Source organism: Aeromonas sp., from assembly GCF_050633025.1.
In the GTDB taxonomy this organism is placed as follows: domain Bacteria; phylum Pseudomonadota; class Gammaproteobacteria; order Enterobacterales; family Aeromonadaceae; genus Aeromonas.
The window spans coordinates 1-20,468 of sequence record NZ_JBODRQ010000008.1; the positions used below are offsets into that span (position 1 = coordinate 1).

Sequence of the window (20,468 nt, forward strand, 5' to 3'; positions counted from 1 at the left end):
GATGGTACCGGTGCAATCCATCATGGAGCTCAACCGGGAGCGTCAGGCTTACCGCGCACAAGCCATCAAACAGATAATGGCCAGTACGAGCGGACCGCAGCGCCTAATAGGCCCCGTAATTGTCCTCCCGTATACAAGAGAGCTGATTCTGACCAATGGTAAGGAAACTCGGAGAGAGGTAGAGACACGGTACCGCTACCTCTTGCCAGAACAGTTAACGGCCACAGCGAATATGGAGGTAACACCACGCAAACTGGGGATCTACCAAGCCCAGCTGTATCAGGCTAACGTAACTCTAACCGGCCAATTACCAGCGATCCCTGATTGGCAGCCACCACGTGACAGCATACCCGGCCAACCCTATCTCAGCCTAATCGTCTCCGACGCTCGAGGCATCATTCAGATACCAACCATCACCTTCGCCAACGAGCTACTGACTGTCACCCCCGGTGCACGGCTTGGCAACCGATCCGGCGTGCATGTCCCGCTAACCACCAAACAACAGCAAGGAGGGGGGTTCGATATAAAGATTTCCCTACAGGGTATGGAAAAATTCACCCTGATTCCGGTCGGTCGTGACAGCAAACTAACCTTGTCCGGTAACTGGCCCCACCCCAACTTCCTGGGCGATTTCCTGCCAACCACCCGTACAGTAAAAGAGCAAGGTTTCAATGCTGACTGGCAGACAAGTTGGTTTGCCACAGATATGGAGAATCAGTTCCCTGACATGATCCAAAGCGCCTCCAAACATCTGCCCAGCTTCAGCGTCAGTCTGGTGCAGCCGGTGGATCACTATCAACTCAACGAACGGGCAGCCAAGTATGCCCTGCTCTTCATCGGCCTCACCTTTATCAGCTTCTTCATGTTCGAGCTGCTCAAGGGGCTGCGGGTTCACCCGATCCAGTACGCGCTGGTGGGCATGGGGCTGGCCATCTTCTATCTGGTACTGCTGGCCCTGACCGAGCACCTCGGCTTTGGCTGGGCCTATCTGGTGGCCGCGCTGGCCAGCGTGCTGCTCAACGGCTTCTACCTCAGCCATGTGCTGGGCGGCCCGAAGCAGGGGATCGGCTTCGCCGCGCTGCTCGGGCTGGTCTATGCCATCCTCTACAGCCTGCTGCAGGCCGAAGAGATTGCCCTGCTGCTCGGCGCCCTGCTGCTGTTCGCCACCCTGGCGCTGATCATGCTGCTGACCCGCAAGCTCGACTGGTATCAGGTAATGGACTACAGCGCCCCCGTCACCACATGGGCAGCTCCCCAACCACCGAGCAGTGACGCCAGCCATAAGTCATAAACAAAAAAACCGGCGCCATCAGGCGCCGGTTCTATTTTATTGATCGGGCATCACTTCTTCTTGACCGGGCGAGCCCAGTTCTTGATGTGACGCTGGGGTACCCGGGTGATCACCAGCTCGTTCTCGGCTACATCCTTGGTGATGGTGGAACCCGCCCCCAAGGTAGCCCCCTTGCCGATACGCACTGGCGCCACCAGCTGGGTATCGGAACCGACAAACACATCATCCTCGATGATGGTCTGGAACTTGTTGACCCCGTCGTAGTTGCAGGTGATGGTACCGGCACCGATATTCACCTTGGCACCCACCTCGGCATCCCCCAGATAGGTCAGATGACCGCACTTGGAGCCAACCCCAAGACGGGCCTTCTTCATCTCGACGAAGTTGCCAACGTGGGCATCTTGTTCCAGCACAGCCCCCGGACGCAGGCGGGCAAACGGGCCGACCGAGCACTGATCCGCCACCTGAGCCCCTTCAACGATGGAGTAGGGCTTCACTTCTGTATGATCGCCAATGACGCAATCCTTCAACACGCAGCCAGCACCGATACGGACGTGGTTACCGAGGGTAACCTTGCCTTCGATGATGACGTTGACGTCGATCACCACCTCTTCACCGATCTCGAGGGTTCCGCGCAGATCGAAGCGGGCCGGGTCGATCAGGGTGGCACCGGCGATCATCAGCTTCTCGGCCTGCATCTGCTGGTAGCTGCGTTCAAGGGCAGCCAGCTGGACCCGGTTGTTGGCCCCTTCCACCTCGGCGGCACGCTCCGGATGGACCGCTGCGATCGGGCAACCATCGCCGTGCGCCATGGCGATCACGTCGGTCAGATAGAACTCCCCCTGGGCATTCTTGTTGTCCAGACGCGACAGCCAGCTGCGCAGCTGACCACCGTTGGCCACTAGTACGCCGGTGTTAACTTCGCGGATGGTCAGCTGCTCGGTGTTAGCATCTTTCTGCTCAACGATACCGACCACCTGACCGTTTTCACGGACGATGCGGCCATAGCCAGTGGGGTTGTCCAGCACCACGGTCAGCAGCGCCATGCCATCGCTTGCCTTGGCTGCCAGCAGTCGCTGCAGGGTCTCTGGCTGGATCAGCGGGGTGTCACCGTAGAGCACCAACACGTCGTCTTCATCCTGCCAGAACGGGATGGCCTGGGCGACGGCGTGACCGGTCCCCAATTGCTGCGCCTGCAGCACCCAGTTCACGTCGGCGGCGACAATCCGCTCTTTCAGCAGCTCGGCACCGTGGCCATAAACCAGATGCAGCTGCTCGGCACCGACCTGACGGGCAGTATCGATCACATGGGAAACCATGGGTTTGTTGGCTACCGGGTGCAGTACCTTGGGCAGAACGGAACGCATGCGGGTACCTTTACCCGCCGCCAGGATCACGACGTTGAGAGACATGACTTCGACCTTGAACTTGTGTGGAAATTCTCGGCGGAGTCTATCGAACGGGTAAAAAAAAAGCGACCCGAAGGTCGCTTTTTACATCACCGTTATTAGCGGTAATTCTTTTTGACGATATCGATGACTCGCAGTTGAGCCATCGCCTTGGCCAGCTCGGTGGCGGCCTGGGCGTAGTCGATATCACCATGGGAGCTGTGGATCCGCTCTTCGGCTGCGCGCTTGGCTTCCTGGGCTTTCGCCTCATCCAAATCGTCAGCACGAATCGCAGTGTCCGCCAGCACGGTCACGGATTCAGGTTGTACTTCCAGCATACCGCCGGAGATGTACAGCACCTCTTCAGTTCCGTTCTGCTTCACCAAGCGGACCAGGCCCGGCTTGATGGCAGTCAGCAACGGAGCATGACCGTGGCGGAGACCCAACTCACCTTCGGAGCCTGATACCTGAGCAGTTTGCACGCGACCGGAAAACAGTTTTCCTTCGGCGCTCACCACATCCAGGTGAAAGGAGATCATCTCTGCCATGGGCCCTCCTGTCGAGGCTTACAGTTTCTTGGATTTCTCGACGACTTCGTCGATACCGCCAACCATGTAGAACGCCTGCTCGGGCAGATCGTCATACTCGCCTTTCAGGATGCCCTGGAAACCACGGATGGTCTCTTTCAGCGGCACGTATTTACCCGGAGAACCGGTAAACACTTCTGCTACGAAGAACGGCTGGGACAGGAAACGCTCGATCTTACGGGCACGGGCTACGGTCAGTTTGTCTTCTTCTGACAGTTCATCCATACCCAGGATGGCGATGATGTCCTTCAGCTCTTTGTAGCGCTGCAGTACGGTCTGAACGCCACGAGCGGTCTCGTAGTGCTCTTTGCCAACGACCAGCGGATCCAGCTGACGAGAGGTAGAGTCCAGCGGGTCAACGGCCGGGTAGATACCCAGTGCCGCGATTTGACGGGACAGTACGACAGTCGCATCCAGGTGGGCGAAGGTGGTCGCCGGAGACGGGTCAGTCAAGTCATCCGCAGGCACGTAAACGGCCTGTACGGAGGTGATGGAACCGGTCTTGGTGGAGGTGATACGTTCTTGCAGAACACCCATCTCCTCGGCCAGGGTCGGCTGGTAACCTACTGCGGAAGGCATACGGCCCAGCAGTGCGGATACCTCGGTGCCCGCGAGCGTGTAACGGTAGATGTTGTCCACAAAGAACAGCACGTCACGACCTTCGTCACGGAACTTCTCGGCCATGGTCAGGCCGGTCAGCGCAACGCGCAGACGGTTTCCGGGCGGCTCGTTCATCTGACCGTAAACCAGAGATACTTTGTCCAGTACGTTGGACTCCATCATCTCGTGGTAGAAGTCGTTACCCTCACGGGTACGCTCACCTACACCGGCGAACACAGAGTAACCACTGTGCTCGATCGCGATGTTACGGATCAGCTCCATCATGTTTACGGTTTTGCCTACACCGGCACCACCGAACAGACCAACCTTACCACCCTTGGCGAACGGGCATACCAGGTCGATAACCTTGATGCCTGTTTCCAGCAGATCGTTGCTGTTGGACTGATCTTCGTAGCTGGGGGCAGCGCGGTGGATAGACCAGCACTCTTCTTCACCGATCGGACCTTTTTCGTCGATTGGCTCGCCCAGTACGTTCATGATCCGACCCAGAGTCGCAGTACCGACCGGAACCTGGATGGATTTACCGCTATTCACTACTTCCAACCCACGACGCAGACCGTCGGAGGAGCCCATGGTAATGCAACGAACGACGCCGCCACCGATCTGTTGCTGAACTTCCAGCACCAGACCCTGGCCTTGACCTTCGCTAACGACCTTCAGTGCATCGTACACCTGGGGCACGGCATTCTGCGGGAACTCGATGTCCACCACAGCGCCGATGATTTGGACGATGAAACCGTTACTCATGTCAAATCCTCTAAACCTTTGATAACCCTTGCCTTACACCGCAGCAGCACCGGATACGATCTCTGTCAGCTCCTGGGTAATACTGGCCTGACGGGCCTTGTTGTATACCAGTTGCAGATCGTTAATCAGGTTACCGGCGTTGTCAGTCGCGGCTTGCATGGCAACCATTCGGGCTGCCTGTTCACTTGCCAAGTTTTCCACTACACCCTGGTAAACCTGAGATTCGACGTAGCGAACCAGCAGGGTATCCAGCAGCTTCTTGGGATCCGGCTCATAGAGGTAATCCCAGTGGTGTTTCTTGGCGAGCTTGCTGTCTTCAGTTACGGGCAAAGGCAGCAGTTGATCGACCCGTGGTTGCTGCACCATGGTGTTGACGAACTTGTTGTACACCAGATACAGCTTGTCAATCTCACCGTTGTCGTAAGCCTTCAGCATGACCTTGACTGAACCAATCAGGTCATTGACGCTCGGACTATCGCCCAGTCCTGCGACGTGAGCTTTAACCTTGGCGCCGTGCCGTTCAAAGAAGTTGGAGGCCTTGTTACCGATCAGTGCCAGGTCAACCTTGGCACCTTTCTCGCTCCATTGCTTCATATCATTGAGGGCAGCCTTGAACAGGTTGATGTTCAGACCACCACACAGGCCACGGTCGGTGGAGACGACGATGTAACCCACTCGCTTGACCTCACGTTCGATGAGGTAGGGGTGCTTGTATTCCAAGTTCCCCTGAGCGATATGGCCGATCACCTTGCGCATGGTTTCAGCGTACGGACGGCTGGCAGACATGCGTTCCTGCGCACGGCGCATTTTGCTTGCTGCCACCATTTCCATAGCGCCGGTGATCTTCTGAGTGTTTTTCACACTCCCGATCTTGTTACGTATCTCTTTTGCGCCGGCCATCTCTTACTCTCCATCAGGTGGCAGCTCGCGCTGCCACACACGCTTACCAGGTCTGGGTTGCCTTGAAGTCATCCAGCAACGCAGTCAGCTTGCCAACGACAGCGTCGTTGTAGTCGGCTTTGGCATTGATTTCAGCCATCAGCTCGGCATGCTGGGTATTGGCGTAAGAGAGCAGAGCGGCTTCGAAGTCGACGATTTTGTTCAGCTCGACATCGGAGAGATAGCCTTTCTCAGCGGCGAACAGCACCAGAGACTGGTGAGCCACGCTCAGCGGAGAGTACTGCTTCTGCTTCATCAGCTCGGTCACTTTCACACCGTGATCCAGCTGCTTGCGAGTCGCCTCGTCCAGATCGGAAGAGAACTGGGCGAATGCCGCCAGTTCGCGGTACTGGGCCAGCGCGGTACGGATACCACCGGACAGCTTCTTGACGATCTTGGTCTGAGCAGCACCACCCACACGGGATACGGAGATACCCGGGTCAACCGCCGGACGAATACCGGAGTTGAACAGCTGTGAAGTCAGGAAGATCTGACCATCGGTGATGGAGATCACGTTGGTCGGAACGAACGCCGATACGTCACCCGCCTGGGTTTCGATGATCGGCAGCGCGGTCAAAGAACCGGTCTGGCCTTTCACGGCACCATTGGTGAACTTCTCTACGTACTCGGCGTTAACGCGAGCAGCACGCTCCAGCAGACGTGAGTGCAGATAGAAAACGTCACCCGGGTAAGCTTCACGTCCTGGCGGACGGCGCAGCAGCAGGGAGATCTGGCGATAAGCTACGGCCTGTTTGGACAGGTCATCATAGATGATCAGGGCATCTTCACCGCGGTCACGGAAGTACTCACCCATGGAGCAACCTGCATACGGAGCCAAGTACTGCAGGGCAGCCGCTTCGGAGGCAGAGGCAACCACCACGATGGTGTTGGCCAGGGCACCGTGCTCTTCCAGCTTGCGCACCACGTTGGCGATGGTGGAGGCCTTCTGGCCAATCGCAACGTAGACACACTTAATGCCGGAATCTTTCTGGTTGATGATGGTGTCGATCGCGATGGCGGTCTTACCAACCTGACGGTCACCGATGATCAGCTCACGCTGGCCACGACCGATTGGGATCATGGCATCGATGGCTTTCAGACCGGTCTGGACCGGCTGGTCAACAGACTTACGCTCGATAACGCCCGGTGCGATCACTTCGATCGGCGAGAAGCCGTCGTTGTCGATCGGACCTTTACCGTCGATCGGCTGACCCAGGGTGTTCAACACCCGGCCCAACAGACCACGACCTACCGGCACTTCCAGAATACGGCCAGTACCTTTTACTTTCATTCCTTCTGACAGACCGTCATAGGAACCCATAATCACCGCACCGACGGAGTCACGCTCCAGGTTCAATGCCAGAGCGTAGCGGTTGCCCGGCAGCTCGATCATCTCACCTTGCATGGCATCAGCCAGGCCGTGAATACGAATGATACCGTCGCTCACAGAGACGATGGTACCTTCGTTACGCGCTTCGCTCTTTACATCAAACTGCGCAATGCGCTGCTTGATCAGCTCGGCGATTTCAGTGGAATTCAGTTGCATGCTCTAATACCCCAATCAAGATTGCAGCGCGTCAGCCATGCGATCCAGCTTACCGCGGACTGTGCCGTCGATTACCAGATCACCGGCCTTGATGAGCACCCCGGCCATCAAGGACGCATCGATGCTGCAATTCAGCTTCACTTTGCGCGCGAGACGTTGTTCCAGAGAAGCCTGAATATTGGCTTTCTGCTGGTCGGTCAGTTCGATCGCCGAAATCACGTCAGCCTGAACCTCTTTATCCAGTTCAGCTTTGAACGCTACAAATTCAGCAACGACCGCCGGCAGCACACCCAAGCGACCATTCTCGGCCATCACCCGGATCAGGTTCTGGCCATGCACGTCGAGTTGCTCACCGCAGACACCGACAAACAGCGTTGCCAGCTCTTCGGCGGCCACAGAGCCGTTTACCAGGTTGTGCATGGTCTCGTTTTCCACTACTTGCGCAGCGAAACCGAGCATACCCAGCCACTGGTCAACCGCCTTGTGCTCAACGGCAAACTCGAAAGCAGCCTTGGCGTAGGGGCGAGCGATTGTAGTCAGTTCAGACATAGCCCCGTTCCCGTTACAGTTCTGCTACCAGTTTGTCGACGATGTCGCTGTTGGCAGCCTGGTCGATTTGACGCGCCAGGATCTTCTCTGCACCAGCAATGGCAAGAGCAGCAACCTGCTTACGCAGTTCTTCTTTGGCACGATGACGTTCAGCTTCGATCTCGGCACGGCCCTGAGCCAGGATTTTTTCCCGCTCAGACTGGGCACCAGCGGCAGCTTCATCAATGATCTGGGCTTTACGTTTGTTAGCCTGTTCAATGATTTCAGCAGCCTGCAGCTTGGCTTCTTTCAGCTGATCGGTGGCGTTGGCCTTGGCCAAATCCAGATCTTTCTTGGCACGTTCGGCAGAAGAGAGACCGTCAGCAATAGCTTTCTGACGGGCTTCTATGGCAGCAATCAGCGGCGGCCATACGTACTTCATGCAAAACACTACGAAGAAGAAAAAAGCAATTGCTTGGCCGAGGAGGGTGGCATTGATATTCACAGCCGATGTCCTCTTAAGTTAGTTAATGGGTTATGCCTGGAGAGTCGTAACGACTTAGCCAGCAACCGCAAACATCACGTACAGACCCAGACCAACGGCGATCATCGGGATCGCATCCACCAGACCCATTACGATGAAGAACTGGGTACGCAGAACAGGGATCAGATCCGGTTGACGAGCAGCACCTTCCAGGAACTTGCCACCCAGGATACCGATACCGATGGAAGCGCCGATAGCAGCCAGACCCATCATCATTGCAGCAGCGATGTACAGCAGGTCCATGTTCAAGTTTTCCATGAGGATCTCCAGTTATTTAGATGTAATTGATTGTATAAAAAGGATTATTTGAGTTGCATCAACCATGGTCTTCCTGCGCCATCGACAGATAGACGATGGTCAGAACCATGAAAATGAATGCCTGCAAAGTGATGATCAGGATGTGGAAAATTGCCCAAGGCACGGACAGGATCCACTGTGACCACCAGGGTAACAAACCCGCAATCAGGATAAAGATCAGTTCGCCAGCATACATGTTGCCGAACAGTCGAAGACCCAGAGAAACAGGTTTGGAAATCAGCGTAACAGTTTCCAGGATGAGGTTAACCGGGATGGCCGCCGGGTGGTTGAAAGGCTGAAGCGTCAGCTCCTTCACAAACCCGCCGATACCCTTGACCTTGATGCTGTAATACAGGATCAAGAAGAACACGCCCAAAGCCATGGACATGGTGATGTTAACGTCAGCAGAGGGAACCACACGCAGATAGGGAATACCCATCAATTGTGCAGCGTGAGGGATAAAGTCAACGGGGATCAGATCCATGAAGTTCATCAGGAAGATCCACACAAACACTGTCAGCCCCAAAGGTGCGATGACCTTGTTGCGACCGTGAAAGATGTCTTTGACGTTACCATTCACAAACTCGACCAGCATCTCCACAAAGCACTGCAGCTTACCCGGCACCCCGCTGGTAGCGTTAACGGCTACTTTGCGGAACAGCAGGATAAACAGGGCGCCTAGCACGACGGAAAATATCATTGAGTCGATATTGACCGTCCAGAACCCGGACCCGACTTGAAGGTGGGTCAGGTGGTGGGAGATATATCCCTGAGGAGTCAGGACTTCTCCGGTTGCAGACATGAGTTTTCCTAATAGTGGTTGTTAAGCGTGAATGAAACCATCCACTGTACAACGAGGGCGAGGATATAAGTGGCGAAAAACGAGACGGTAACGACCTCGACTCCCGCACCAAACATCAGGGCGAATAGACCTGTTGTAGAAATGAGCTTAATCCCTGCCCCACCATAAAAGTCCCGCAAAACCAGGCCCACACTCTCGGTTGTCACCTTGCGGCGCAGCACCCAGACAGTAAACAAGGCTTGAGGAACCCAGTACATCCCCCCTCCGTAGAGGGCGGAATAACCGGCGCTGGCACCAGTCAGGTAAAACCAGACGGCACTCATCGCCAGGATCAGGATGAGCTGACAAACGAGCATAACCAAGGCCAGTGTCAAACCTTCCAAGGCTATTTTCTGCTTCACCAACCTACCCCTGAACATTACAGAACTGTAAAAAATCGGGATCCGAAGACCCCATGTTGACAGCTCTTAAAGCCGGTCAAATTATACCCTTGAGGGCAGCTATTGCAATATGACAAAAATCCTTAATTTTTGCGGCTTTCCGCGGCAAATCAGGGTTATGGTCATATCAAAAGGAATGGATGTTTTATTACTACAAAAAGCGTAAAAATCACGATTCCGACACGCCAAAATAGCCCAATATACGGTCCAAATCGGACAAATTCTCGTAACTTATTACTAACTTCCCGCTATCCCGCTTGCCAGGCTGAAGTTGCACCTGATTGCCAATTTTTTCTGCCAGTTGGCGCTCCAGGTAGCCGATCTGCGGATCACGGGCCGGTTCGACCCTGGCTTTTGCCGGTTCGAGCGCTTTTTGCACCAGCTTCTCGGTATCGCGCACGGTCAGCCCTTTCTGGGCAACCAGCTTGGCCAGTTCAGACTGGGCCTGGCCGCTCAGGGCCAGCAGGGCACGGGCATGACCCATGTCGAGGTCACCATGCTCGACGAAACGCTTCACATCGTCGTTGAGCTGGTTGAGACGCAACAGATTTGTCACCGTGGTGCGGGACTTGCCCACCGCCTCGGCCACCTGCTGGTGGGTGAGTTCGAATTCGGTCAGCAGTCTTTGTAGAGCGACCGCCTCTTCGATGGCATTGAGGTCTTCCCGCTGAATATTCTCAATCAGCGCGATGGCGACGGCAGCCTCGTCGGGTACATCCTTGACGATGCAGGGCACCACCTCGAGCCGTGCCAGCTGGGACGCGCGCCAGCGCCGTTCACCGGCGATGATTTCGAAGGATTGTTCGCCGAGAGGGCGTACCACGATGGGCTGGATCACCCCCTGGGCGCGGATGGAGTTGGCAAGCTCTTCCAGTGCATCCTGGGACATGTCCTTGCGGGGCTGGTACTTGCCGGACTGCAACCACTCCACCGGCAGCTTGCGCAGCTCGGTCTGATGGGCTGGAAGCATGGCCTCTTCAGTACGTTGATCGCTCATCACCTGTTTCTGGCGGGCAGCCGTGCTGGTACTGAGCAGGGCATCCAGCCCCTTGCCCAGTCCACGTTTTTTCGGAGTCATATGCTCTCTCGGTCTGCGATGGTCGCCTGACGTTCCTGCTCCTGACGGCGCAGGATCTCGCCAGCCAGTGCCAGGTAGGCCTTGGCGCCCACCGATGATTTGTCATAGTGCATGGCCGGGGCACCGAAACTCGGGGCCTCAGCCAGTCTAACGTTGCGGGGAATGATGGTGCGGTAGACTTTGTCGCCAAAGTGCTGTTTTAGCTGATCGGACACATCATTGGCCAGCCGGTTGCGGTGATCGAACATGGTGCGCAGCACCCCTTCGATCTTGAGCTCCGGATTGACCACGGCGGCCAGCTTGCTGATGGTGTCGACCAGAGCGGTAAGCCCCTCCAGCGCGTAATATTCGCACTGCATGGGCACCAGCACGGAGTCGGCGGCGGCCATGGCGTTCACGGTCAGCATGTTGAGAGAGGGCGGGCAGTCGATGAAGACGTAGTCGTATTTGTCCCGCACCGAGGCCAGCGCATTGCGCAGGCGGATTTCGCGGGCGAAAAATTCCATCAGACGGATTTCGGCCGCGGTCACGTCGGCGTTGGCGGCGATCAGGTGATAGCCCCCGGTGGTTTCGGGGATGATCACTTCGCTGATGGGGGCATCCTCGATCAGCAGCTCATAGGCGGTGCGCTCGACGTCATACTTGTCGACACCGCTGCCCATGGTGGCATTGCCCTGCGGATCCAGATCGATCACCAGCACCTTGCGCCGGGTGGCAGCCAGGGAGGCGGCCAGATTCACACAGGTGGTGGTTTTACCCACTCCACCCTTCTGGTTGGCTATGGCGATGACTTTTCCCACACGATCCCCTAAATGAAACTGCGACCCTATTCGGGCTGGATATGTTTGAATTCCAGCAGATGACGTTCGCCTTCCAGCTCCGGCACCCGCAACTCATGACAGGCTACCAGACGGATATTGGCAGGCAACTGAGCCAGCTCCTGCTCGGGATATTGTCCCTTGAGCGCCAGGAAGCAGCCCTGTTCTGACGGCAGGTGGTGACACCAGCTCAGCATGTCCTCCAGCGAGGCAAATGCCCGACTCAATACACCATCAAACCCCACCTCGGGTTGATACTCTTCAACCCGGGATTTGACCGGCGTCACATTGGTCAGCCCCAGCTCCTGGATCACCTGGCGGATGAAGTTGATCCGCTTGCCCAGACTGTCGAGCAGGACGAACTGCTTGTCCGGGTTGATGATGGCCAGCGGCAGTCCAGGCAAGCCGGGACCAGTCCCCACGTCGATGAAGCGCTCACCGTGCAAGTGGGGGCTTACCACCAGGCTATCGAGGATATGCTTGACCAGCATGGCGTCCGGATCTCGCACCGAGGTGAGATTGTAAGCCTTGTTCCACTTGTGCAGCAACTCGACCAACTGCACCAGTTGGCTCTTTTGGGTATCGGTGATAACAATTTCGGCCTGCTTGAGCAGGCCGTTCAATCTTTCCAGCATGGGATTCCTCAGGCGGTTTTACGCAGCAGGCCGTGTTTTTTCAGGTGAACCAGCAGGATGGAGATGGCCGCCGGGGTGATACCGGATATACGGGAAGCCTGACCAATGGTCTGCGGCTTGGCATCGTTCAGCTTGGCTTTCACCTCGTTGGAGAGGCCGTTCACCTCGCGATAGTCCAGATCCAGCGGCAGCAGGGTGTTCTCGTTGCGCAGCTGCTTTTCCACTTCATCGTGCTGACGCTCGATGTAACCGGCGTACTTGATCTGGATCTCAACCTGTTCGGCCGCGGCAGGATCAGTCACGGAAGGGCCGACACCTTCGATGGCCATCAGCGCATCATAGGTCACCTCGGGGCGACGCAGCAGCTCTTCCAGACTCTGTTCGCGGGTCAGCGGGGTGTTGACCAAGGCGTTGACCGCTTCCAGTGACGGATGTTGCGGGTGGATCCAGGTTGAACGCATGCGCTGACGCTCCAGCTCGACCTGTTCCATCTTGGCGTTGAATTTGCTCCAGCGCTCGTCATCCACCAAACCCAGCTCACGACCGATGGCGGTCAGGCGGATATCGGCGTTGTCTTCCCTCAGCAGCAGGCGATATTCGGCGCGGCTGGTGAACATGCGGTAAGGCTCGCGGGTCCCCAGGGTGGAGAGATCATCCATCATCACGCCCATGTAGGCCTGATCCCGACGCGGGTTCCAGGGATCCTTGTCCTGCGCACGCAAGGCCGCGTTCAGACCGGCCATCAGGCCTTGTGCCGCCGCCTCTTCGTAACCGGTCGTGCCGTTGATCTGGCCAGCGAAGAACAGGTTTGGAATGCACTTGCTCTCCATGTTGGCCTTGAGATCCCGCGGATCGAAGAAATCGTACTCGATGGCATAACCCGGGCGGGTGATGTGGGCATTCTCGAAGCCACGCACGGAGCGAACAATCTGCACCTGCACGTCAAACGGCAAGCTGGTGGATATCCCGTTCGGATAGAGTTCGTGGGTGGTCAGGCCTTCCGGCTCGACGAAGATCTGGTGCGCCGTCTTGTCGGCGAAACGGGTGATCTTGTCTTCGATCGACGGGCAGTAGCGCGGGCCGATCCCCTCGATCACCCCAGCATACATGGGGCTGCGATCCAGGTTATTGCGGATCACCTCATGGGTACGCTCGTTGGTGTGGGTGACGTAGCAGGGCACCTGACGGGGATGCTGGCTGGCATTGCCGATAAACGAGAAGACGGGGCGCGGATCGTCGCCGTGCTGTTCCTGCATTACGGAGAAATCGACGCTGCGGGCATCGATGCGCGGCGGGGTGCCCGTCTTGAGACGATCGATGCGCAGCGGCAGTTCACGCAGGCGCTGAGCCAGGGCGATCGAGGGAGGATCCCCGGCACGGCCGCCCTTGTAGTTTTCCATCCCGATGTGGATCAACCCGTTCAGGAAGGTTCCAACCGTCAGCACCACAGTCTTGCCGCTGATGCGGATCCCGCTCTGGGTGACTACACCGGCAACACGATCCCCATCCATGATCAGATCGTCACAGGCCTGCTGGAAGATCTTCAGGTTCGGGTAGTTCTCCAGCATCTGGCGAACGACGGCCTTGTAGAGCAGGCGATCCGCCTGGGCACGAGTGGCTCGCACTGCCGGGCCCTTGGAGGAGTTGAGGGTGCGGAACTGGATCCCGCCAAGATCGATGGCACGCGCCATGATCCCGCCGAGTGCGTCAACTTCCCTGACCAGGTGTCCCTTGCCGATCCCGCCGATCGCCGGATTACAGGACATGTGTCCCAGCGTATCGATATTGTGGGTCAACAACAGGGTGTTCATGCCCATACGGGCTGCCGCTGTTGCTGCTTCGGTTCCGGCATGACCGCCACCGACGACGATCACATCAAATTGTTCATGGTATTGCATTGGGATCACCTTGATCTGCACGCCTGAAGATCTTTATTTGCCTGGGCTAAAGGGCGGAACATTCTATCTGTTTCGCGTCCTGAGGGGAACGTCTACTTAAAGTTCAGTATGAAGGGAGGATCCACTAATTAGATCTTAAGGATCTTTAGATCGATCTTTTACTGGATCTCTTATTAGGATCCGTCCTTTCTGTTGATAAGCACTTTTTGATCATAAAGATCATTAATTTAAGGACGATCCTAGCTTGTGGAAAAGCTTGGATCCTGGCCCGGTGAACGAGGGGATAACCAGGACTTTTATGCACAGAGAACTGTCGGTCCGGATCTAATACATGGATAACTATAGGTTTTGCAGAGCTTTACACTGTAGTTATGCACATTACCCCTGGGCGTTGTGGGTAACCTTGTAGAACAACTCCCCCGGATCAATCTGTTAATAACATGGTGGATAGTCGATCTGGGGATAAGTGGGGAGATCAAGCTTTTTTTCAGGATCTCCCGCACGCTGATCAGGCGATCATCGTCATCCAGTCGCGGATCCACACTTCTGCGGCATCTTCGGGGATTTCGTGTTGGGTCACATCAATGTCGAGCCGCTCGCCGATCCGGCTGGCACCGCACTCGGCCAACAGTCGATCCAGCGTCTTGCCACCCTGGCAAAAGGTGTCATAACTGCTGTCGCCAAGGGCGATCACGCCATATTTCAATGAATTAAGATCCGGATGCTGCTCGGCAAGATCCTTGGCGAAGGGTTGCAGGTTGTCGGGCACATCCCCGGCACCATGGGTGGAAGTGACCACCAGCAGGATGGATCCCGCATCATCCTGCACCTCTGCCAGCTTGGCCGGGTTGTGGATCCGGGTCTGGTGGCCAGCCTGTTCCAGCAGGTTGGCGACGTGGTCTGCGACATATTCGGCGGCGCCCAGCATGGAGCCGACGACGAGATTGAGTTTGGCCATGGTATGGATCCTGATTTCAGACAAAGAAACGGAAAGCCGGATTCTACCGCCAAAGGGTGTGGATAAATATGGATAAAGCTTGGGGATAATGGATCCAGTCAGATAATGCCGCCGGATCCATCCCGCTGAGCTCCTCTCTGTTTCGGGGCTCTCCTTTGCTGATATCTCTGTATCGAATGATATCCCTTGTGTGAGATCATGGGCTGGTCAGGTCGTGTGTTGTTTCTCATATGAGTAACAATAAAGTTGTTATAGCCACGTTCTGGATTTTTTCTTGTGGTGATATGAGTTGCCCGGTTGCTATCGAAAGCCCGGATTGGCCTGGCCCTTTAGCAGCCTGGCTGAGCGGGCTTTTAGGCCCTCTAGAATGGTGCTGCTGATGGCATCGGGGAAGCCTGCTGGCAATTGCTGGGTGCCCTTCGGTAACCAGCTGTAATGCCCCTACGCTATCCTGGCCAATGCAACTGAGCAGATCGAAGGGTTGGGTTGATGCCGCTTGATAGCGTGCAACAACCCTGTTCCTCACCTCTGTATTATCTGGCAGCAGGTTGTCGCAGAAGTTATAGGCTTCATCGCTCCGGTAGGGCTGATGGCGCAATGGCATGGAGAGTGAGATCGGACGGCTGCCTGGTTGTGCCAGCCAGGACTCATGGTACTGAAACTGATGGGTGCCGCTGGTAGTTTTGGTGAATGTGCCTACCCGATAGCCGTTCATGTAGACAGCCAGATTGGCCATTACCACTCCTCCTTCCAACCCGATGCCGGACTATCGGATGACTCATTGCGGGGTTTGATGTCCAGTGACAATTCGAGTGCCGCGAGGATCTTGAACAGGGTCTCCAGCTTGGTGGACTCAGGATTGAGTTCGAAGCTGGAGACTGTGTCTTGCCTAATCCCCACTTTCTCGGCCACTTTGCCTTGAGAGAGCTTTTGAGAAAGCCTGGCATCCTTGATACAGGCGCTCAGCTGCTTGGCGCTGGTTACTTTCATGATTCGACAACCTGGTAGCGTGCCTTCTTCCAATTTACACGCTATGGCAGGTACATCAAGTTTTACCTGTTGTGGCGGGTAAATGTTGTTTACACGCTATAGGCAGTATTAAAGATTTATCCTATATAGCGGGTAAGCAGGAGGTTAGCAGGGGAGAAACTTGAGCCATCCGAGTTAATGTAGGCTGTGTACTGACATAACAGGATCCGAAAGAAACGAGTATTATCAACAGTCAGTTCGAGCGGCTGTGAGATGATAGTTCTAGCCGGCTCTTCGCATTTGTAGCCATTTTTATATTCAGTGATGAGGAAGTTTATTTATGTCCAGACCCGATATCCGGTTGCAGGATTCGATCGTCGCAGGCTTGATTAACGGTGTGATCAACGGCTTGATTGCACACTGGCATTTCAAGGGGGTCGATTCTGTACCCTTGTCGGTCAATGCCATTGCCCATGAGCAGACGTCGGTGTGGGGCGAGGCGGTATCCCTGACCTTTGGTCTGGGGATCATACTGTCGCTGATCACCGCCAAGCTGTTCGTCAACCATCTGCACAAGGCTCGACCTGCGCTGCAAAGCAGCTTCAATCCCTCGTTTTTGCGCACCATGCTGCCTATAGCGATTACCCAGTGTGCTGCCCTGTTCGGCTGGTTTGTTGCGCTGGCGGTGATCTGGACCAAATACATGGGTGAGATGGCCGTCTCCAGCTTCTGGGCCGCCATCCTGGTCGGTGGATTTGCGTTTGTTATCACCCTGTTTATTGAATATCGCACCAAGCAGAATCTGATCTTCAAGAAAGTCAGCCTTCTGGATTGATTCTGTCTCCCCATTTATTTCAGAAAAGGAATAACCCTCATGAGTGATCCGAAGAGCGCGGCAACCGAGAAAACGGCCGCTACCGTGGCTGCCGCACAGGACAAGACCAAGCAGGCCCGTTCGCTGACTTATGGTATTTTCCTGGCGGTTTTTATTCTCTGGATTTACAGCCTGTGGGCCGATCGGGTGACCCCCATGACCGATATGGGAAGAGTCAATGGCGAGGTGATCCGTCTTGCTCCGCAGGTATCCGGCCCGGTGGACAGCATCCATGCTGCCAACAACGATGAGGTCACGAAGGGGCAGCTGCTGGTCTCTATCGAGAAGGCCCCCTTCATACTGGAGGAGAAGGCAACCGAGCTCGCGTTGCAGCAGGCGGCTCAGTCTTACCAGGCTGATTCGGCCTCCATCAAGGTTGCGAAAGCCAATGAGGCTTCCGCCCGCGCTGCGGCCAATAACGCCAGATTGCAGGTTGAGCGTTACCGGGCCCTGCTGAAAAAGGGCACCATCAGCCGTGCAGCCATGGATGACAGCCTGACCCAGCTGCAAACCGCCGAGGCCAATCTGGCACAAACCGTTTCTGCGCTGGAAAAGGCCCGTTTTGAGATTGGTCCGCGCGGTGAAGAGAACCCCGAGATTCAGGCCGTGCTCAACAAGCGTGCCCAGGCCCGCCTCAATCTCGAACACACCGAGCTGAAGGCACCCGCCAATGGCGTCATCACCAATCTGGCGCTAGCCAAAGGCAACTATGCCAGCGCCGGCCAGCCGCTGTTGACCTTCATCAATACCGATAAGCTCTGGCTGACCGCCATGGTGCGGGAGAACTCGCTGGCCTATTTGAAGCGGGATGATGCCGTCAAGGTGGTATTTGATGCTTATCCGGGTCAGGTCTTCACCGGCAAGATCACTTCCATCGGCTTTGGCAGCAGTGGCAATGGTAGCTTGCAGGCCAATGCCGGCACCGGGTTGCTGGACTCCCCCACCTCCCAGCCGAGTGCCCAGCGCTTCCCGGTCAATATCCAGTTTGATGACCTTCCGCCCGGTGTGAACCCGCGTTTCGGTGGTCGTGCTGTCGTCGCCTTCTACCCGGGAGAGTCCTATCTGGGTGAGCGGCTGGCAGATATCTGGATATGGGCATGGAGCTACATAAGCTATGTTTCATAGTCCAGCCAATGCCTTGCTGCGGGTAGCGCTGTTTCCGGTGCTACTGCTGTTTTGGCAATTTGTCTTTGGTACGGATTTACCGCTGTTGGCCCCGGCCATGTGCGCGGTATTTCTCACCACCACCCATAATCCGCCACCGCTCATCATGGTGTTTCTGATGGCCGGGGTCTTGTATCTGACCTCCTGGATACAGGCATGGCTGGCAACCTTGTTGCTGGATTACCCCCATGTCTATTACCTCGCGCTGCTGGGCGTATTCTACTGGTGCATGGAGCGCACCCGTAAAAACGCGCAGGACCTGATAGCGATCCTGCTCATCGTGGCGACGGCCATGATTGCGGTGTTTGTCAAACAGAAGGGGATTTCGGTCGACCAGATACCGCTGGCGCTGTTGAAGAACATCTTCGTGGCAGGGTTTACCGCGTATCTGGCCTATTTCATCTTCCCGGGTGGTGAGCCGCTAACGGATACCGCTGCTGCAGCCAACAGTGCAGGCAAGACGTCTCATCAGGATTGGCACACCCTGTTCAAGGCAGTACTGGTGCTGACCACTCTCTGTGTCGGCATCACCCTCGATCTGGAGCAGAGCACCATCATTGCCATCGTGGTCGCGCTGATTATCAAGGATCCCAATCCGGCGCTGGGGCACGACTACGGTATCCGGCGGTTGCTGACCACCTATGCCAGCGTGCTCTACTCGGTGCCGCCCCTGATCATGTGCGTGTTTCAAACCAACCTGATTGGCCAGCTGGGGATCACCCTGGTGTGCGCTCTGCTGATGGGGATCCATGCGGTCGAGAAAAAGGCCAGCTACAACTCGATCCAGCTGCTCTATTCAAGCTATGTCGTGCTGGTGTTCTACTCGATCACCTCGACCAGCATCGATGCGCTGAGCGATGGCATGATCCGCTTTGGCTCGGTGATGCTGGCGGTGATCCTGGGGGTAATGGCACTGATCATCATGCAGCCCAGATCGCCTGCCGAGGCTGCAATGCAGCGAGCCGACCACCACCCCGACTAAGAAGCTGCTTCTATCACTTCTGCCGTCGTCATAAAAAAGAGCCCTTGAGAAATCAGGGGCTCTTTTTATTGGCAAGCGAGGGTTAATCGATCACTCGATGTGATGGATCTGATTGTATGACTGTAAATGGCTATAAAAATCATAGGCATGATGTAATTTTTCTTATTATTTAAGAAACACTATCCAGGCCATGATGATAGCCCCGGTTTATGGTTAACCATCCCCAAAGGGATTCCTGATTTGTAGCTGGTCAGGATCTGCTCGAGCTCGTCATCGGAAAGTGCTTTGTAGTCGATTCGCCTGACATCTGGAACGTCGTGCCCTTCGGTAACCAGCTGTAATGCCCCTACGCTATCCTGGCCAATGTAACTGAGCAGATCGAATGGCTGGGTTGATGCCGCTTGATAACGTGCTACAACAGGCAAACAGAAAGATGACGTCGAAGTTTCAATCAATATGGGCAGCCAACCAGTCGAGACCTTGCTCTGCAAACGTGAACAGCTGGTCGCTATAGCCTTGAGCAATGACGCTACGGATGATCTCGGGGTCAATATTCAGATAGTCGTGCACCAGCGCATTGCGAAGGCCAATGATCTTGCGCCAGCCGATTAAGGTGTCGGGGAATAGCTCACCACGCTGGGCCAGTATTTCGAATGCCTGATAGGCATCCTGTGGGGTATGACTTGCCAATGCTTTAGCCCAGTGCTTTGCCACGCCAATACACGCTTCGATAGACACTTGTAGAGTTCGCTCAGCTGCGCGGTACTCCAGATTGGAAAGCGCCCGCAGCGCCAGAATAGCCCGTATCTCTGACAACTCGGCCTTATAGCGCGACAGGCTGATACGTAAAGCTCCTATATAGGCGTTATCACTCATCTTTACTCCACTCCTCAGAATGATGTTTGCTGATATAGGCTTGGCGACGGGGATAACCAAGTTCCATCTGCGACATTATCCGCGCCTCCTCTTGCAAACGCCGCCCCTCATCACGGCTATAGAGAGGACGATTTGCATCTACTACCGCAAAAGCCAACGGAATCGGGGCCTGATTGATATCGACGACCGAAAGTTTCCCCTCTGCCAATCCCAGGGCACGTTGCCACTCCAGCGCGAGCAGTTCAGGGCGCAAGCGGTTTTCCAGTGCAGTACCCAGTGGTCCACTCTGTTTGATTGGATCAAAGGCCACCGCCAGATCCCAGTCGCTGGCAGGACCAGCAGTCCCCTTGGCACGGGAGCCGTAAAGCCAAAGCACCTGCACCTGGGGGTTGCTGTTGGCGAGGGTAATCAGCTGGTGAATAACATCGCTGTCGGGTTTCATATTGGTACGGCCATTTGGTCGTTTGAGACAGAGTTCTGGTTAGT

At 55.8% G+C, this 20,468-nt stretch carries 23 protein-coding genes; 4 read left to right on the forward strand and 19 right to left on the reverse strand.

What is annotated here, in order from left to right; genetic code table 11:
* The first annotated feature begins 1 nt into the window (after position 1).
* Entirely contained in the window at positions 2-1,291 is a 1,290-nt protein-coding gene (gene creD / locus ACRAUW_RS02035) for a cell envelope integrity protein CreD (protein ID WP_431360971.1), read from the forward strand.
* 50 nt (positions 1,292-1,341) lie between these two features.
* Here creD and glmU read toward each other — a convergent pair whose 3' ends face one another.
* From glmU to ACRAUW_RS02120, 17 genes are all read right to left on the reverse strand, one after another.
* On the reverse strand, positions 1,342-2,703 hold the full coding sequence (gene glmU / locus ACRAUW_RS02040) for a bifunctional UDP-N-acetylglucosamine diphosphorylase/glucosamine-1-phosphate N-acetyltransferase GlmU (RefSeq protein WP_431360972.1): 1,362 nt from the start codon (positions 2,701-2,703) through the stop codon (positions 1,342-1,344).
* A 95-nt stretch (positions 2,704-2,798) separates the two neighbouring features.
* Positions 2,799-3,227, reverse strand: a complete 429-nt coding sequence (locus ACRAUW_RS02045) for a F0F1 ATP synthase subunit epsilon (protein ID WP_005342354.1) — start codon at positions 3,225-3,227, stop codon at positions 2,799-2,801.
* 18 nt (positions 3,228-3,245) lie between these two features.
* Complete coding sequence (atpD, locus tag ACRAUW_RS02050) at positions 3,246-4,634, reverse strand: F0F1 ATP synthase subunit beta (RefSeq protein ID WP_005339344.1); 1,389 nt, start codon at positions 4,632-4,634, stop codon at positions 3,246-3,248.
* Between the two features lie 33 nt (positions 4,635-4,667).
* Entirely contained in the window at positions 4,668-5,534 is an 867-nt protein-coding gene (gene atpG / locus ACRAUW_RS02055) for a F0F1 ATP synthase subunit gamma (RefSeq protein WP_431360973.1), read from the reverse strand.
* Positions 5,535-5,577: 43 nt separating this feature from the next.
* Entirely contained in the window at positions 5,578-7,119 is a 1,542-nt protein-coding gene (gene atpA, locus ACRAUW_RS02060) for a F0F1 ATP synthase subunit alpha (RefSeq protein WP_431360974.1), read from the reverse strand.
* 15 nt (positions 7,120-7,134) lie between these two features.
* Positions 7,135-7,668: a F0F1 ATP synthase subunit delta gene (atpH, locus tag ACRAUW_RS02065; protein WP_005339341.1), complete on the reverse strand. Its 534-nt coding sequence runs from the start codon at positions 7,666-7,668 to the stop codon at positions 7,135-7,137.
* 13 nt (positions 7,669-7,681) lie between these two features.
* Positions 7,682-8,152 (reverse strand): F0F1 ATP synthase subunit B, encoded by a 471-nt coding sequence (gene atpF / locus ACRAUW_RS02070; protein ID WP_005339336.1) that lies wholly within the window; start codon positions 8,150-8,152, stop codon positions 7,682-7,684.
* A gap of 54 nt (positions 8,153-8,206) precedes the next feature.
* Positions 8,207-8,449 (reverse strand): F0F1 ATP synthase subunit C, encoded by a 243-nt coding sequence (atpE, locus tag ACRAUW_RS02075; protein WP_005307205.1) that lies wholly within the window; start codon positions 8,447-8,449, stop codon positions 8,207-8,209.
* A gap of 58 nt (positions 8,450-8,507) precedes the next feature.
* Positions 8,508-9,290, reverse strand: coding sequence for a F0F1 ATP synthase subunit A (gene atpB / locus ACRAUW_RS02080; RefSeq protein WP_431360975.1), 783 nt, complete (start codon positions 9,288-9,290; stop codon positions 8,508-8,510).
* Positions 9,291-9,298: 8 nt separating this feature from the next.
* Entirely contained in the window at positions 9,299-9,709 is a 411-nt protein-coding gene (locus tag ACRAUW_RS02085; RefSeq protein ID WP_019445506.1) for an ATP synthase subunit I, read from the reverse strand.
* 190 nt (positions 9,710-9,899) lie between these two features.
* The gene (locus ACRAUW_RS02090) at positions 9,900-10,808 is read right to left on the reverse strand and encodes a ParB/RepB/Spo0J family partition protein (protein ID WP_431360976.1); all 909 of its coding nucleotides are present in this window, start codon (positions 10,806-10,808) and stop codon (positions 9,900-9,902) included.
* Positions 10,805-11,608 carry a ParA family protein gene (locus ACRAUW_RS02095; RefSeq protein ID WP_431360977.1) on the reverse strand — a complete coding sequence of 268 codons (804 nt, stop codon included), beginning with the start codon at positions 11,606-11,608 and terminating at the stop codon, positions 10,805-10,807. Before ACRAUW_RS02095 ends, ACRAUW_RS02090 begins: the two co-directional genes overlap by 4 nt.
* A gap of 26 nt (positions 11,609-11,634) precedes the next feature.
* Entirely contained in the window at positions 11,635-12,261 is a 627-nt protein-coding gene (rsmG, locus tag ACRAUW_RS02100; RefSeq protein WP_005339331.1) for a 16S rRNA (guanine(527)-N(7))-methyltransferase RsmG, read from the reverse strand.
* Positions 12,262-12,269: 8 nt separating this feature from the next.
* Positions 12,270-14,159 (reverse strand): tRNA uridine-5-carboxymethylaminomethyl(34) synthesis enzyme MnmG, encoded by a 1,890-nt coding sequence (gene mnmG, locus ACRAUW_RS02105; RefSeq protein ID WP_005357220.1) that lies wholly within the window; start codon positions 14,157-14,159, stop codon positions 12,270-12,272.
* A 508-nt stretch (positions 14,160-14,667) separates the two neighbouring features.
* Positions 14,668-15,117, reverse strand: coding sequence for an FMN-binding protein MioC (gene mioC / locus ACRAUW_RS02110; RefSeq protein ID WP_180343045.1), 450 nt, complete (start codon positions 15,115-15,117; stop codon positions 14,668-14,670).
* Between the two features lie 226 nt (positions 15,118-15,343).
* The gene (locus tag ACRAUW_RS02115) at positions 15,344-15,853 is read right to left on the reverse strand and encodes a HipA N-terminal domain-containing protein (protein WP_431360978.1); all 510 of its coding nucleotides are present in this window, start codon (positions 15,851-15,853) and stop codon (positions 15,344-15,346) included.
* Complete coding sequence (locus ACRAUW_RS02120; RefSeq protein WP_042047685.1) at positions 15,853-16,107, reverse strand: helix-turn-helix domain-containing protein; 255 nt, start codon at positions 16,105-16,107, stop codon at positions 15,853-15,855. Before ACRAUW_RS02120 ends, ACRAUW_RS02115 begins: the two co-directional genes overlap by 1 nt.
* Positions 16,108-16,426: 319 nt before the next feature.
* On the opposite strand from ACRAUW_RS02120, the gene ACRAUW_RS02125 reads away from it, so the two are divergent.
* From ACRAUW_RS02125 to ACRAUW_RS02135, 3 genes are read left to right on the forward strand one after another with little or no spacing between them, the layout of a single operon-like run.
* Positions 16,427-16,921, forward strand: coding sequence for a permease (locus ACRAUW_RS02125; RefSeq protein ID WP_136501637.1), 495 nt, complete (start codon positions 16,427-16,429; stop codon positions 16,919-16,921).
* 39 nt (positions 16,922-16,960) lie between these two features.
* Positions 16,961-18,085: an HlyD family secretion protein gene (locus ACRAUW_RS02130; RefSeq protein WP_431360979.1), complete on the forward strand. Its 1,125-nt coding sequence runs from the start codon at positions 16,961-16,963 to the stop codon at positions 18,083-18,085.
* Positions 18,075-19,106: a DUF2955 domain-containing protein gene (locus ACRAUW_RS02135; RefSeq protein ID WP_431360980.1), complete on the forward strand. Its 1,032-nt coding sequence runs from the start codon at positions 18,075-18,077 to the stop codon at positions 19,104-19,106. The genes ACRAUW_RS02130 and ACRAUW_RS02135 overlap by 11 nt, the downstream gene beginning before the upstream one ends.
* A gap of 447 nt (positions 19,107-19,553) precedes the next feature.
* Here the strand turns inward: ACRAUW_RS02135 and hepT are convergent, their stop codons facing one another.
* Complete coding sequence (gene hepT / locus ACRAUW_RS02140; protein WP_431360981.1) at positions 19,554-19,982, reverse strand: type VII toxin-antitoxin system HepT family RNase toxin; 429 nt, start codon at positions 19,980-19,982, stop codon at positions 19,554-19,556.
* Positions 19,975-20,424: a type VII toxin-antitoxin system MntA family adenylyltransferase antitoxin gene (mntA, locus tag ACRAUW_RS02145; protein WP_408784862.1), complete on the reverse strand. Its 450-nt coding sequence runs from the start codon at positions 20,422-20,424 to the stop codon at positions 19,975-19,977. Before mntA ends, hepT begins: the two co-directional genes overlap by 8 nt.
* Between the last annotated feature and the right edge of the window lie 44 nt (positions 20,425-20,468).